Raw genomic sequence first — 12,262 nt, forward strand, 5'->3', positions numbered from 1 at the left:
ATCAGACGACGGCACCCACGCGCCGGCGCGGCGCGGCGACGGGCGCGGGAGCCGGATGGCGGGTCTCCAGGGCGACGGCGAGCGGGATCGCGGTGAAGACGGTGGACGCCATGCCCAGGACGACGCCCGCGAGCAGCGCGATCGAGAAGTCCGTGAGCGAGTCCCCGCCCAGGACGGCGAGCGCCACCAGGACGAAGAGCGCGCCCATGCCCGTGTTGACGGTGCGCGGGAGGGTCTGGGCCACCGCCCGGTCGGCCAGGTCGGACAGCGGTACGCCGCCGCCGCGCCGCCGCAGTTCCCGCAGCCGGTCCAGGACCACGACCGAGTCGTTGACGGAGTAGCCGACGACGGTCAGCAGCGCCGCCAGGAAGACGCTGTCCACCGGCTTGCCCAGCCAGGCGAACAGGCCGACCACGAGCAGGACGTCCTGGGTCATGGCCGCGACGGTGGCCGTGGCGTACGTCCAGCGGAACCGCACCGTCAGGTAGAGGAGCTGCGCCGCCACCGCCAGGCCGAGCGCGATCAGGGCGTGGGTGCGCAGTTCGTCGCCCAGGCTCGGGCCGATCAGGTCGTCCCGTTCCACCGTCACCGGGCCCGCGATCCCGGAGAGCGCCTTCTCGATCTCCTCCTGCTCGCCGTCCCCGGTCTCCTTCACCCGCACCGACACGTCGCCGTCGCCGGCCGTCTGCACGACGGCGTCGGGAAAGCCGGCGGCCGTGACGGCCGCGCGGGCGGCGTCGGCGTCCACCGGGCGCTCCGCCGCGTACTGGACGACCCGGCCGCCGGTGAACTCGACGCCGAACTCCATGCCCCGGACGCCGATTCCGGCGAGGGCGACGAGCAGGAGCGCGGCGCAGCCGGTCAGCCAGCGGCGGCGGTGGGCCGTCAGGCGCGGGACGCGGCGGTTCAGCCGGGTCCGCAGCCGGCCGAGCGCGGCCATGCCGGTCACCGCGGGGCGCCTGCGCACCGCGGGCAGCCGGAGCGTCAGGTCGGCGAGGAGCCGGGTGATCACCATGGCGGTGAGGATCGAGGTCACCACGCCGACGGCGAGCGTCACGCCGAAGCCCTTGACCGGGCCCGTGGCGAAGACGAACAGCAGGCCGGCCGCGAGCAGGGTGGTGATGTGGGAGTCCGCGACCGCGCTCCACACCTTGCCGAACGCCGTCGTCACCGGCCGTCGCAGGTCCCGCCCGGCGGTCCGGCCCAGGGCGGCGTACTCCTCCCTGGCCCGTTCGAAGACCAGGACGTTCGCGTCGACGGCGATGCCGATGGCCAGGACGAAACCGGCGAGGCCGGGCAGGGTGAGGGTGGCGCCCAGGGCGACCACGGCGGCGTACGAGATCAGTCCGTACAGCAGCAGGGCGACGGTGGCGAGGAGGCCGAGGAGCCGGTATACGACGATCACGAAGAGTCCGGTGCAGGCGAGGCCGATCACCGCCGCGAGGGCGCTGGCCCGGATCGCCTCCGCGCCGAGCGTCGGGCCCACGGTGCTCTGCTCGACCGTCGTCACGGGGACGGGCAGCGCGCCGCCCTGGACGAGGGCGGCGAGGTCGCGCGCCTCCTGGCCGGAGAAGCCGCCGGTGATCTGCGCGGAACCGCCGCCGATGCCCGCCCCGCAGGGGACGCCCGCCTCCATGCCGGGGGCGGAGACGATCTTGTCGTCCAGGACGATCGCGACCCTGCGGGCCGGATCGCCCTGGGCGGCGCAGGCGGCGTCGCCGGTGATCCGCGCCCAGTCGCCCGCGGCCCCGTCCCGGAAGGAGAGGTCGACGGTCCAGCCCCGGCCGCTCGTGCTGTCCAGGACGGCTTCCGCGCCCTTGACGCCGTCGCCGGTGAGGGCGGGCGCCGCCAGGGAGAGGAAGCGGCCGGGCCCGTCGGGGTCGGCGAGGACGCGCGTCCCGTCGGCGGCGGCCGGCCCGGCCGGTCCCGGGGCCTCGCCGGTGACGGCGTGGAAGGTGAGCTGTGCCGTACGGCCGATGGTCGCGGCGGCCTGGCGCGGGTCGCGCAGGCCCGGCAGTTCGACGACGATGCGCCGTTCGCCGGAACGGGCGAGCGACGGCTCCGCGACGCCGAGGCCGTCGACGCGCCTGCGGAGCACCTCCAGGGCGCGGTCGGTGGCGGCGGCGTCGGCGCGGACGGTGGGGCCGTCCTCGGTCTGGAGGACGATGCGGGTGCCGCCCCGCAGGTCGAGCCCGAGGCGGGGCGGGGTGGTCAGGGTGATCCAGAGGGAGAGCGCGACGACGGCGAGCGCGAGGAGCGCGCGCCAGAGCGCGGCACGAGAGGACATGGGTACTCCACAGGCAGCGCACGGGCCGGCGCGCGCCCCGGAAGGGCGCGCGGACCGTTCCCGTGCCGGACGTACGGTCGGATGCGCGTCGGCGACCGGTCCGTGGACATGCCGGTGCCCCGGACGGCGACGCGGAGGAACGTCAGCTGTGCCGGGTGGAGGGAGGACCGCGGGGGTCCCTCGGGACGTGGGGGCCGCCGGGCGGCGCCCGCTCGCGGCGGGGATCACCGGCGAGGAGCCCCCGTACGGGCGGGGAGGAGCCGACGGGCGCGGCCGTGGGGGCGGCGGGAGGCGCCGGGAAGCGCACGGAGTGCTCGACGGCGGCCGGGAACCCGGCGACGGCGACGGGCGAGAGGTGCGGTTCCGGCGGTGCGAGGCGGTGGGCAGGTCCGGGGGCCGGGGCCGTACGGTCCGGCGGGCCCGCGACCGGGACGGCCCGGGCGGTCGTGGGGGCCGGGACGGCTCCGGCGGAGACGGGCGCCGGGGCGGCCGCGGCGGAGACGGGGGCGAGGAAGAGGGACCAGAGCGCGCAGAGCAGCACGGGCAGGAGGGCCGCGAGCCGCCGCGTGGAACGCCCCACCGCCCGCACCTCCCCGCGCCGCCCGTCGTGCCGGGCGTTCGTGCCGGGCCTCGGGGTCAGCCTAGACCGGCCGGAGACGGGCCGGACCACCGGCTCCCGCCCCGGACGGGGGTGAGTACGGAAGTTGAGTACGTCCGCCCATGCCGGGGCCCCGGCGGCCCGCGACGATGACGGCGTCAACGCATCCTCCTCGGCTCCAGGGGGCCCTCCGTGCTCAGCCGCATCGCCGCCCGCGTCGTTCCGTTCTTCGGGCGGCTGACCGTCACCGCCGACCCCGGGGCGCGTCTCGCGCCCGGCAGCATCCTGGTCGTGAACCACACCTCGCTCGCGGACCCGGCGCTCGTACTCGCCGCGCTCCGGCGGCGGCTGGCGGTCGAGCCGGTCCTGATGGCCGCCTCGGGGCTCTGGAGGGTCCCGGTCCTCGGACGGGCCCTGGCCTGGGAGGGGCACGTCCCGGTGCACCGGGGGTCGGCGCGTGCCGCGACCGCCCTCGACCACGCGGCGGTCGCGCTCGCGTCGGGGCGGCACGTGATGCTGTACGCGGAGGGGCGCATCCCGCCGCGCCGGGACGCCGCCGAGAACCCGCCGGAGGTCTTCCGGACCGGGCTCGCCCGCCTCGCCCTGGCCACCGGGGCGCAGGTCGTACCGATCGGGCAGGCGGGTGCCCGGCGGATCACCTCCGGCGGGCGGGTGAAGCAGCTCGCCGGGGTGCTCACGGCGCCCGTCCGCAGGCCCGGCCTCCACGTCCACATCGGGGCGCCGCTGACCCTGCCCGGGGACGTGGCGGAGGCGACGGCGCTCGCGCACGGGGCCGTCACCGAGGCGTGGCGGACGGCGGCCGGAGCCCTGGGCGAACCGGCCGCCCTCGGCGGCGGCGTGGAGCCCGCGACGGCGCCGGCTTCGTACCGCCGCGCCGCCCGGAAGTGATCCGAACGAACCGGCCAGGTCCTGTCCGGGCGATCGTGACGCTCCCCGGCGGGGTCAGGCGGTGGCGATGCGGGCGAGGGTGCTGTGGAGCCGGCGGATCGCCTCTTCGGCTTCCGCGTATTGCTGGAGGGTCGGAGAGACGGCGCCGAAGGTGGGACCGTGCCCGGCGGGTACGGCACGCCAGTGCAGGATCGGGGTGAGGGCGGTGGCAGCCGCACCGAGGAACCAGGCCATGCTTCCGTGTACGTGGGCGAGGGCAATGGCCACAGCGGCAAGCGCTTCCCGCAGGTGTCCCAGCCGGGTGACCTCGGGCAGCTCCTGCTGAGACCGAGGGCTGTCCACGACGGCGCGCAGATCTGCGGCGGCCCGCGCCGCGACGGTACGGTCGTTGGCCGACAGGACCCATTTGTGCTCGCGGATCTGCCGTTCGGCTTCCTCCACCAGTTCTTCGATGTCCTGTCGCATGCCCATGCCCGCGATCCTATGTCCCCGCTCATCGGCTGCAGAGCGCGGGCAGCCTGCCCGCGCTCCGGCCCCACGGCGCCGAGCGGTCCGACGTGATCGGCCGGACAGGCCCCGGGGGGTGTCGCGGGCACGGTCGAAGCGAAGGAACCAGGGGAGGGCATCGGGTTCCCGGCCTTTCCTCTGGTGGCCGAAGGTCTGTGGGACGGGGGTGCACGACGGGTCGGTCACGCCCGTTCGCCGGACGTGCGCCGCCCCCTCAGGAGCACAAGGCGTGCTCGGCGGTGCTGACGAGGATCGCGCTGACGCGGTCGAGGGGCAGTGCGCGGCCGGTGTAGAGCAGGTCGAAGCTGTCGAAGCCGGTCAGCAGCCACAGCACGTCGGCGGCCTGGGCGGCGGTGAGGCCGCCGCGGAGCACGCCCTGCTCGGCGAGTCGGCCGGCAAGGCCGTTCATGCCTTCGGCGCGTCCGCGTTCGAGGCGCCGTACCGCGCCGGCGACCGCTTCGGCTTCGAGCTGTGCCATCGAGAACAGTGCGCGCAGCACGTCCCGGTGCGCCGCGTACATCAGCACGTTGCCGTGGACGCCGCGGCGCAGGCCCTCCCGGGCATCAGGGTGGAGCACCCCGCGCACCATCTCGGTGAATCCGCCGCGCTCGAGCAGGTCCATGCCGAGCGCGTCGAACAGGCCCGCGCGTGAACCGAAGACCGCGTAGACGGTGGAACGGGACACCTCAGCGAGCTTGGCGACCTTGTCCACGCCGACCGGCTCGGACGGCGCCTCGCGCAGGCGTTGGTGGGCGGCGTCGAGAATGCGGCGCCTCGTCTCCTCCGCGGCCCGGGCGCGCAGCCGCTGTTCGTACTTCCGAGTCGGGGGCATGGTTCCGCACTCTAGCATTCGCTTGACAGCATGTCTCACGAAAGACAGGCTGTCCGATGAAAACGCATCGACCGATGCGCCACGGGGAACGGGGGCAGCATGCGCGTGATGATCCGATACACCGTCAGGCCGGAACGGGTGGAGCAGAGCGTGGAATTGCTGCGCGCCGTCTACGCGGACCTCGAACGCCTCCGCCCGTCCGGTCTGCGCTACGACACCTTCCGCCTCGACGACAGCGGCGGTTTTCTGGCCCTGATCGAGTCCGAGGGCGACCCGGTGGAGGCCCCGCACCACCGGCTGCCTTCCTTCCAGCGCTATCGCGCCGCCCTGAGCGAGATCTGTACGGAGCAGCCCGGCGTGACCCATCTGGACGAAGTGGGCTCCTACCGATCCGAGTGGCGGTAGTCCGCGCGGTGCCCGGGCCACAGCTCGATCCGGGCCCGGGCGAACGAGTCCGCTCGGGCCCGTACGCGATCGTCTCCGGCCACGGTCCGGGCCGTGGCCACGGGGTACGACAACGGGTGCTCCATGCGGGCGAGCGCTGGCCGCTCGACCTGGACGCCGACCGCCATCGATCACCGAACACACCGGAACTGTTCGTCCAGTACCGCGGTGGCGGGCCGGGATCGCGCCGGCCCCCGGAATCCGCCCGCGGTGTCGTCCTCCCTCAGGGGGCCGCCGGGAGGCCGGCGGCGAGGCCCAGGTCGCCGTCGGCGGGTGCGGCGAAGTGGCGGGCCACGTCCGCGTCGGTGACCTCGGCGAGGGTGGCGGGGCGCCAGCGCGGGGCGCGGTCCTTGTCGATCACCTGGGCACGGATGCCCTCCACCAGGTCGGGGGTGGCCAGGGCGGCGCGGGAGACGCGGTACTCCAGGTCCAGGACCTCCTCCAGGGTGGCGAGGGCGCGGGAGCGACGGAGGGCGGCGAGCGTCGTCTTGAGAGCGGTCGGGGACTTCGCGAGGAGGGTGGTGGCCGCCTCCTCGGCCGCGGGTACGCCGGTGCCGAAGAGCCGCTCGACGATCTCCTCGACGGCGGGGGCGGTATAGCAGGCGTCGATCCACTCCCGCTGTTCCGGGAGGACGCCCGGCGGGGGCGTGGCCGCGTGCCGGGCGAGGGCCTCGTCGGCGGGCAGCCGTGTCAGCTCCCCGGCCAGGGCGGGGAGCGCGGCGGCGGGGACGTACCGGTCGGCGAGGCCGGTGAGGATCGCGTCGGCGGCGCCGACCCGGTCGCCGGTGAGGGCGAGGTGGGTGCCGAGTTCGCCGGGGGCGCGCCCGAGGAGGTACGTGCCGCCGACGTCGGGGACGAAGCCGATGCCGGTCTCGGGCATGGCGACCCGCGAGCGTTCGGTGACGACGCGGTGGGAGCCGTGGGCGGAGAGCCCGACGCCGCCGCCCATGACGATGCCGTCCATGAGGGCGACGTAGGGCTTGGGGTAGCGGGCGATCCGGGCGTTGAGCCGGTACTCGTCCCGCCAGAAGGCCGCCGACGCGGCGCCTCCGGCGCGGGCGTCGTCGTGGATGGCCCGGATGTCGCCCCCGGCGCACAGGCCCCGCTCCCCCGCCCCTTCGAGGACGACGGTGGTGACGGCCGGGTCGTGTTCCCACTCCGTGAGGGCGGCGTCCACGGCGAGGACCATGGCGTGGGTGAGCGCGTTGATGGCGCGGGGCCGGTTCAGGGTGACGAACCCGGCGCGGCCCTCTGTCCGGAGGAGTACGTCGGGGGTTCCGGTCGGCACGGTCACTCGGTCCCTTCGGGTGGTGCGGCTCGCTGTTCCGGCCACCGTACCGGGCCCGCCGGGAGGGCCCCGGAGCGCCCGTGACCGCCGCCCCGGGAGAGCGGGGCGGCGGTCACGGGTCCTCAGGCCGGGAGCAGGTCGTGCGGGGCGCGGACCCGGCGCGGGGCGGTCATGCGGAGTTCGAGGACGTCGCGGACGGCGGGCCACTCCTCGTCGAGGACCGAGTAGAAGGCCGTGTCGCGGACGGCTCCGTCGAGGCCCCGGGAGTGGGCGCGGCGGACGCCCTCGCAGGTCGCCCCGAGACGTTCGATCGCGATTCTGGAGCGGGTGTTGCGGGCGTCGGCGCGCAGGGTGACGCGCCGGACGCCCCAGACGTCGAAGGCGTGCCGGAACATGAGGTACTTGGCCTCGGTGTTGACGCCGGTGCCCCGGGCGGCGCCCGCGATCCACGTGTTGCCGATCTCGGCCGCGTCGGGGACGGCGGTCAGGGGGTCGCCGTGGGGCATGCCCGGGACGGGGGGCCAGACGAGCGGGCCCCGCCAGTAGTCGAGTTCGAGGAACCGGGTCGAACCGACGACCCGTTCGTCGGCCGTACTGACCAGGGCGAAGGGCAGGCAACGGCCTGCCGCCTGATCGGTCAGGGCACGGGCGATGTAGTCGAGGGCCGATTCGAGGCCGTCGGGCACGGGGGTGAAGGCGTAGGCCGATCGGTCCGCCCCGCCGGCCCGGGCGAGGGCTTCGGCGTGCCGCATCGCCAGCGGCTCCAGGCGCACGGAGCGCCCGGTCAGGAGAACAGGTACTGGCACGGAACCTCGGGTCTTTCACGGGCAGGGAGGCTTCCGCCACGGAGAGTCCGCGGCGGAGCTGGAGGGAGGTTCTCGCCGGTGCCGACCAGGTCGTGAGAACGACGAATGAGCAGGTGAGAGCGGTTCGTCACCGGTGCGAGGAGGACAGTATGCAGCCACAACCGCTCGGAGAACAGAACCCCTGGCGAACCCGGGCGCACGCGGGGGTGAAGCCTCTCGTCCGCCCCGGTTCCGCCGGTCTCACGCAACGGACGGGGCCGCCCGCCAGTCGGACGGCCCGGCCGCTCACACGCAGGTGGGATGGCCCCAGCCGTCGGGGTTCCTGCTGATGGTCTCGCCCTTGTCGTAGGCCCTGCCGCAGCGGCAGCGGCCCGCGAATCTCGCCTTGAGAGTGCCGCCGGACGGGCGTGTCCGGCGGGCGGCGGAGCCGTTCGCCGACACTGCCCCGGGCCCGGACGGCGCGGAGGAGCGCGAGCGGGGCGCGGAGGCACGGGCGGGCGCCTGCGGCGGGGGGAGCGGGGCGCCGGAGGCGGAGCCCGCGGCCTCCTGGGTACGGGCGGTGTGGCCGGCCGCGCGGTCGGCGGCGTCGTTGAGGGGGTCGCCGTCCACCTGGTGCGCGGGGGTGTACACGAAGTCGACGTCGCGGCCGGTGAGGAGCGCGTCGATGCGGACCACCAGGTCCTTGTTGGCGACGGGGCTGCCGGAGGCGGTCTTCCAGCCCTTGCGGCGCCAGCCGGGGAGCCAGGTCGTGACGGCCTTCATGGCGTACTGCGAGTCCATGCGGATCTCGACGGGCACGCCGGGGTCGAGGGCCTCCAGGAGCCTCTCCAGGGCCGTGAGTTCGGCCACGTTGTTGGTCGCCCGGCCGAGCGGGCCCGCCTCCCAGCGGTCGACCGACCCGTCGGCCCGGCCGATGACCCATGCCCAGGCCGCGGGGCCGGGGTTTCCCTTCGACGCGCCGTCGCACGCCGCGATGATCTTCTCCACCATCCCACGATCCTGACACGGCGCCGGGGGCGGCCGGCGCCGCCCCCGGCGGGGCCGGGGCGCGCCGCTCAGAAGGCGCCGTAGTTGACCTGCCAGGTGGGCAGGCCGATGCGGCGCCAGAGGGCCACGACGCGGTCGCGGTCGTCGAGGGAGACGCGGACGGCGTAGCGGTGGCGCACGTGGGCGTCGAAGAGCTCCGCCTTGACGAGGTCGTCGCCCCGGCCGTCGCCGGAGGCCCGCATCCACAGCTCGTCGTAGGGCACGTCGTGGTGGGCGAGCCAGTCCTCGGTGAGGGCGCGGTGGTCCTCGCTGCGTCCGGACAGCAGGACGATCCGGTCGTCCTCGGCGTCCCGGAACGCCTTCAGGGCGTCGCGCACGGAGATGTTGAGCACGTCGCGGTCGCACCGGGCGAAGTCGTACGGGCCCCGGTCGACGCGCAGGGCGAGGGTGCCGTCGATGTCGCACATGACGGCGGTGGGGAGCGCCGGGTCGGGGACGTAGGGCTCGACGGCCGGGCGGTCGTTGAACCAGTCGGCGGTGAGGCGCCAGCCGCCCCGGACGGCCTTGGCGTGCTTGTCGGCGAGGACGCGGATGATCTCCTCGCCGACGGGCCGCTCGCGGGCGGCGTCGCGGCGGACGCACTCCTCGACGGGCACGCCGGTGTGGTCGTGGACGGCGAAGGTGACGTCCAGGCCCGCGACGGCGGCCTTGAGCCGCTTGGGGATGTGGGGGGTGAGGTGGGTGTTGTCGACGACGACGTCGAAGCCGCCCTCGACGGCCGCGCGGACGGCGGCGTCCTGGACGGCGAGGACGGTCTGCTCCCGCGTGTGCGAGCGGCCCCGCTCCGGGTCGGGCAGGTCGAGCATGGCCCGCAGGTCGTCGAGGTTGACGCGGCGCACGCGTCCCTCGGCGCCGGCCTGGAGGGCGCGGGCGGCCGTCGTCTTCCCCGAGGCGGGAAGACCGGTCATGACGTGGACGACGGGCACGGTCTCAGTTCTCCTCGTCGTGGGCGAAGGGGTCGGTGGCCTCGGGGCGGACCTGCCGCCAGACGAGGAGGTCGGTGGGGCGTCCGTCGAGACGCTGGAAGAGGGCGGCGCGCAGGCCCCGGTCGGGCAGGGCGGCGGCCGCGCGGGCGAAGGCGGCCCGGTCGCCGGCGAGGTGGGCCAGGCGGGCGTACGCCTCGTCCACGGTCCGCTCCCGGTCGGCGGCGGCCGTCTCCAGGCGGTCGATCACCCCGCGCACCCAGTGGTCGAACTCGTCGGGGACCTGCTCCAGGAGGGCGTCGAGGGGCTTGCCGCCGGACGCCTCGACGTCGGTGACGGAGCAGCCGAGGCCCGTCGCGAGCCGCGCGGCGGGCAGGCCGGCGAAGCGCTGGATGCCGTGGCCGCGCCAAATGTCCCGCTCGGTGACCCCGGTGAGCACCTTGTGGAGGCGGACGTACTCGCCGAGCTTGGCCTTGGCGCGCAGGCCCGAGGCGAAGCGCAGGACGAAGCCCTCGGCGTCGGTGCCGGTGGCCGGGCGGCCGTCCGGCAGGGTGTTGGACTCGGTGAGGGCGACGAGTTCGGCGACGCTCGCGACGGACCAGGTGCGGACGACGCTGCCGAGCGGCGCCCAGGAGACGGCGGCCTCGGCGAGCGGCACCTCGGTGCCGTCCGGGCCGAGGGCGGCGAGCAGGACGAGGTCGCGGCGTCCGCCGTAGTTCACGACGACGCGGTTGCCCGGGTAGATCATCTCCGCGAGGTACGTGACACCGGGTGTCAGGCCCGAGGTGTCGGCGGCGTCGAGGCGGCGCTGGGCCCAGACGGCCTGGGAGCTGGTGAAGGAGCCCTTGGAGGCGGCGTGCCAGCGGCCGGCGTGGTGGAAGACCACGGCGAGGCTGCCGTCGACCTTGTCGTACACCTCGAAGGGTTCGTCGGGCAGCGGGGGCGCGTAGGGGCTGCCGGTGGCGTGCTCGGCGAGGTTGAAGAACTTGGGGAGCGGCAGCGCGACGACCCGCCCGGTGGTGTCGTCGGCGACGAGGCCGCGGCAGCGGAGGGTGGCCCGGTTCCAGTGCTGGGCGTACTGGCACGCGCGCGTGTAGGTGTAGATCGACAGCGGCAGTCCGGGATGCGGTTTCCGCGTCACGTGTCCGTCCGCGAGGGCGGCGGCGAGTTCGTCGGACGGCATCAGGTCGTGCAGAGTCAGGGTGTCCTGGCTCATGGGGTCCCCTCCCGTGGTGTTTCGGTGATCCATTCTTGGTGAGGAGAGGCGCGAAGGACACTGATTATCGGACCGGAAGCCGTCGGCGGAGGTCGCGGCGGACTCCCCATCCCGGGCGTGTCGGCCGTGCCCCGTAGACTCGCCGTCGCCCTGCCGGTGACGGAACCGGCGCAGACGAAAGAAGCGAACCCCATGAACCACGCGGACGGCACGGCACCGATCTACGCCGAGCTCATACGGGAGCGGGGGGATGTTCCCGGTGACGTCCGCCAGGTCGCGGAGGAGGTCCTGCGGGACCTGAGCCGGGTCATTCCGGCTCCCCCGCAGGGCGGTCCCGCCCCGCACGGAGCCGTCTCCCACGCGCGTGCGGGCGCGCCCCACGCCGGTCCCGGCGGCCCGGCGGGGCCGAACGCCCCGATGGGCCCGCGGGGCCAGGCCGGGCCGGGCGGCCAGGCCGGGCCGGGCGGTCAGGCCGGGCCGGGCGGTCCGGGAGGCGCCGGGGGCCCGATGGGCGTCACCGGCCCCATGGGGGTCGTGGGCCAGGCGGGCGCCGTCGTCCCGCACCGGCCGCTGCGGTAGCCGGGCCCGCCGGGCCGGGGCGCTGTCAGTGCCATGCGCCATGGTGCCTCCGGGAACGGCCCGCGCCGCGAGGGGGCGGGTGACGTACGGCGACGAGGGGACGGCGACATGGCCGAGGTACTGCTCTTCCACCACGCGCTCGGGCTGACGGAGGGCGTGGAGGCGTTCGCCGACGGGCTGCGGCGGGCGGGGCACACGGTGCACGTGCCCGATCTGTACGAAGGGCGCACCTTCGAGGATCTGGCGGAGGGGGTCGCCCACGCCTCGCGGACCGGCTTCACGGAGCGCGCCGGCCGGATCGCCGACGAGCTGCCGGAAAGCCTCGTCCACGCCGGGTTCTCGCTCGGCGTGATGCCCGCGCAGAGACTGGCGCAGACCCGTCCCGGAGCCCTCGGCGCCCTTCTGCTCGGCGGCTGCCTGCCGGCGGACGCCTTCGCGGAGGAGTGGCCGGAGGGTGTGCCCGTCCAGGTGCACGGGATGGACGCGGACCCGTACTTCGCCGGCGAGGGCGACCTGGCGGCGGCGCGCGCACTGGTGGCGGGCGCGGCGGACCGGGAGCTGTTCCTGTACCCGGGGAGCGCCCACCTGTTCGCGGAGCGCGGCACGCCGTCCTTCGTGCCCGGGGCGACGGCGCTCTGTGCCGAGCGGGCACTGCGCTTCCTGGACGGCCTCGCGGCGGTGTGAACCGGCCCGGCCCACGACCGCCGGGGAGGGGGCGGATCCACGACCACCGGGGAAGGGCCGGACCGGGTTTCCGGCCGGCCCCCGTGTCGTCCGAACGGTGGACCCGGCGGGGGTGGACACGGGCGGAGGATCGGAACAGGGC

Annotated in this window: 13 protein-coding genes; 4 read left to right on the plus strand and 9 right to left on the minus strand. The window is 75.3% G+C overall.

What is annotated here, in order from left to right; translation table 11 throughout:
* Position 1: 1 nt before the first annotated feature.
* Positions 2 to 2,287 (minus strand): protein translocase subunit SecD, encoded by a 2,286-nt coding sequence (gene secD / locus ACFYZY_RS04890; RefSeq protein WP_388689548.1) that lies wholly within the window; start codon positions 2,285 to 2,287, stop codon positions 2 to 4.
* 142 nt (positions 2,288 to 2,429) lie between these two features.
* Entirely contained in the window at positions 2,430 to 2,867 is a 438-nt protein-coding gene (locus tag ACFYZY_RS04895; protein WP_388689550.1) for a hypothetical protein, read from the minus strand.
* A gap of 210 nt (positions 2,868 to 3,077) precedes the next feature.
* Between ACFYZY_RS04895 and ACFYZY_RS04900 the strand changes: the two genes are divergently transcribed.
* Entirely contained in the window at positions 3,078 to 3,794 is a 717-nt protein-coding gene (locus tag ACFYZY_RS04900; protein WP_388689552.1) for a lysophospholipid acyltransferase family protein, read from the plus strand.
* A gap of 54 nt (positions 3,795 to 3,848) precedes the next feature.
* On the opposite strand, the gene ACFYZY_RS04905 is transcribed toward ACFYZY_RS04900, so the two are convergent.
* Both ACFYZY_RS04905 and ACFYZY_RS04910 read right to left on the minus strand, forming a co-directional pair.
* Entirely contained in the window at positions 3,849 to 4,265 is a 417-nt protein-coding gene (locus ACFYZY_RS04905; RefSeq protein ID WP_388689554.1) for a hypothetical protein, read from the minus strand.
* A 250-nt stretch (positions 4,266 to 4,515) separates the two neighbouring features.
* Entirely contained in the window at positions 4,516 to 5,133 is a 618-nt protein-coding gene (locus tag ACFYZY_RS04910) for a TetR/AcrR family transcriptional regulator (protein WP_388689556.1), read from the minus strand.
* A gap of 108 nt (positions 5,134 to 5,241) precedes the next feature.
* On the opposite strand from ACFYZY_RS04910, the gene ACFYZY_RS04915 reads away from it, so the two are divergent.
* Positions 5,242 to 5,538 carry a hypothetical protein gene (locus tag ACFYZY_RS04915; protein ID WP_388689558.1) on the plus strand — a complete coding sequence of 99 codons (297 nt, stop codon included), beginning with the start codon at positions 5,242 to 5,244 and terminating at the stop codon, positions 5,536 to 5,538.
* Positions 5,539 to 5,800: 262 nt separating this feature from the next.
* Here ACFYZY_RS04915 and ACFYZY_RS04920 read toward each other — a convergent pair whose 3' ends face one another.
* From ACFYZY_RS04920 to ACFYZY_RS04940, 5 genes are all read right to left on the minus strand, one after another.
* Positions 5,801 to 6,865, minus strand: a complete 1,065-nt coding sequence (locus tag ACFYZY_RS04920) for an enoyl-CoA hydratase/isomerase family protein (protein ID WP_388689560.1) — start codon at positions 6,863 to 6,865, stop codon at positions 5,801 to 5,803.
* Positions 6,866 to 6,987: 122 nt separating this feature from the next.
* Positions 6,988 to 7,671 (minus strand): GNAT family N-acetyltransferase, encoded by a 684-nt coding sequence (locus tag ACFYZY_RS04925; protein ID WP_388689562.1) that lies wholly within the window; start codon positions 7,669 to 7,671, stop codon positions 6,988 to 6,990.
* A 285-nt stretch (positions 7,672 to 7,956) separates the two neighbouring features.
* Positions 7,957 to 8,661 carry a ribonuclease H gene (locus tag ACFYZY_RS04930; RefSeq protein ID WP_388689564.1) on the minus strand — a complete coding sequence of 235 codons (705 nt, stop codon included), beginning with the start codon at positions 8,659 to 8,661 and terminating at the stop codon, positions 7,957 to 7,959.
* A gap of 65 nt (positions 8,662 to 8,726) precedes the next feature.
* Positions 8,727 to 9,644 (minus strand): AAA family ATPase, encoded by a 918-nt coding sequence (locus ACFYZY_RS04935; RefSeq protein WP_388689565.1) that lies wholly within the window; start codon positions 9,642 to 9,644, stop codon positions 8,727 to 8,729.
* Positions 9,645 to 9,648: 4 nt separating this feature from the next.
* Complete coding sequence (locus ACFYZY_RS04940; protein ID WP_388689566.1) at positions 9,649 to 10,857, minus strand: RNA ligase; 1,209 nt, start codon at positions 10,855 to 10,857, stop codon at positions 9,649 to 9,651.
* Positions 10,858 to 11,049: 192 nt separating this feature from the next.
* On the opposite strand from ACFYZY_RS04940, the gene ACFYZY_RS04945 reads away from it, so the two are divergent.
* Both ACFYZY_RS04945 and ACFYZY_RS04950 read left to right on the plus strand, forming a co-directional pair.
* On the plus strand, positions 11,050 to 11,436 hold the full coding sequence (locus tag ACFYZY_RS04945; RefSeq protein WP_388689567.1) for a hypothetical protein: 387 nt from the start codon (positions 11,050 to 11,052) through the stop codon (positions 11,434 to 11,436).
* Between the two features lie 108 nt (positions 11,437 to 11,544).
* Positions 11,545 to 12,120 (plus strand): dienelactone hydrolase family protein, encoded by a 576-nt coding sequence (locus tag ACFYZY_RS04950; RefSeq protein ID WP_388689569.1) that lies wholly within the window; start codon positions 11,545 to 11,547, stop codon positions 12,118 to 12,120.
* The last annotated feature ends 142 nt before the right edge of the window (positions 12,121 to 12,262 follow it).

The organism is Streptomyces sp. NPDC001744, assembly GCF_042892575.1.
Taxonomy (GTDB): domain Bacteria; phylum Actinomycetota; class Actinomycetes; order Streptomycetales; family Streptomycetaceae; genus Streptomyces.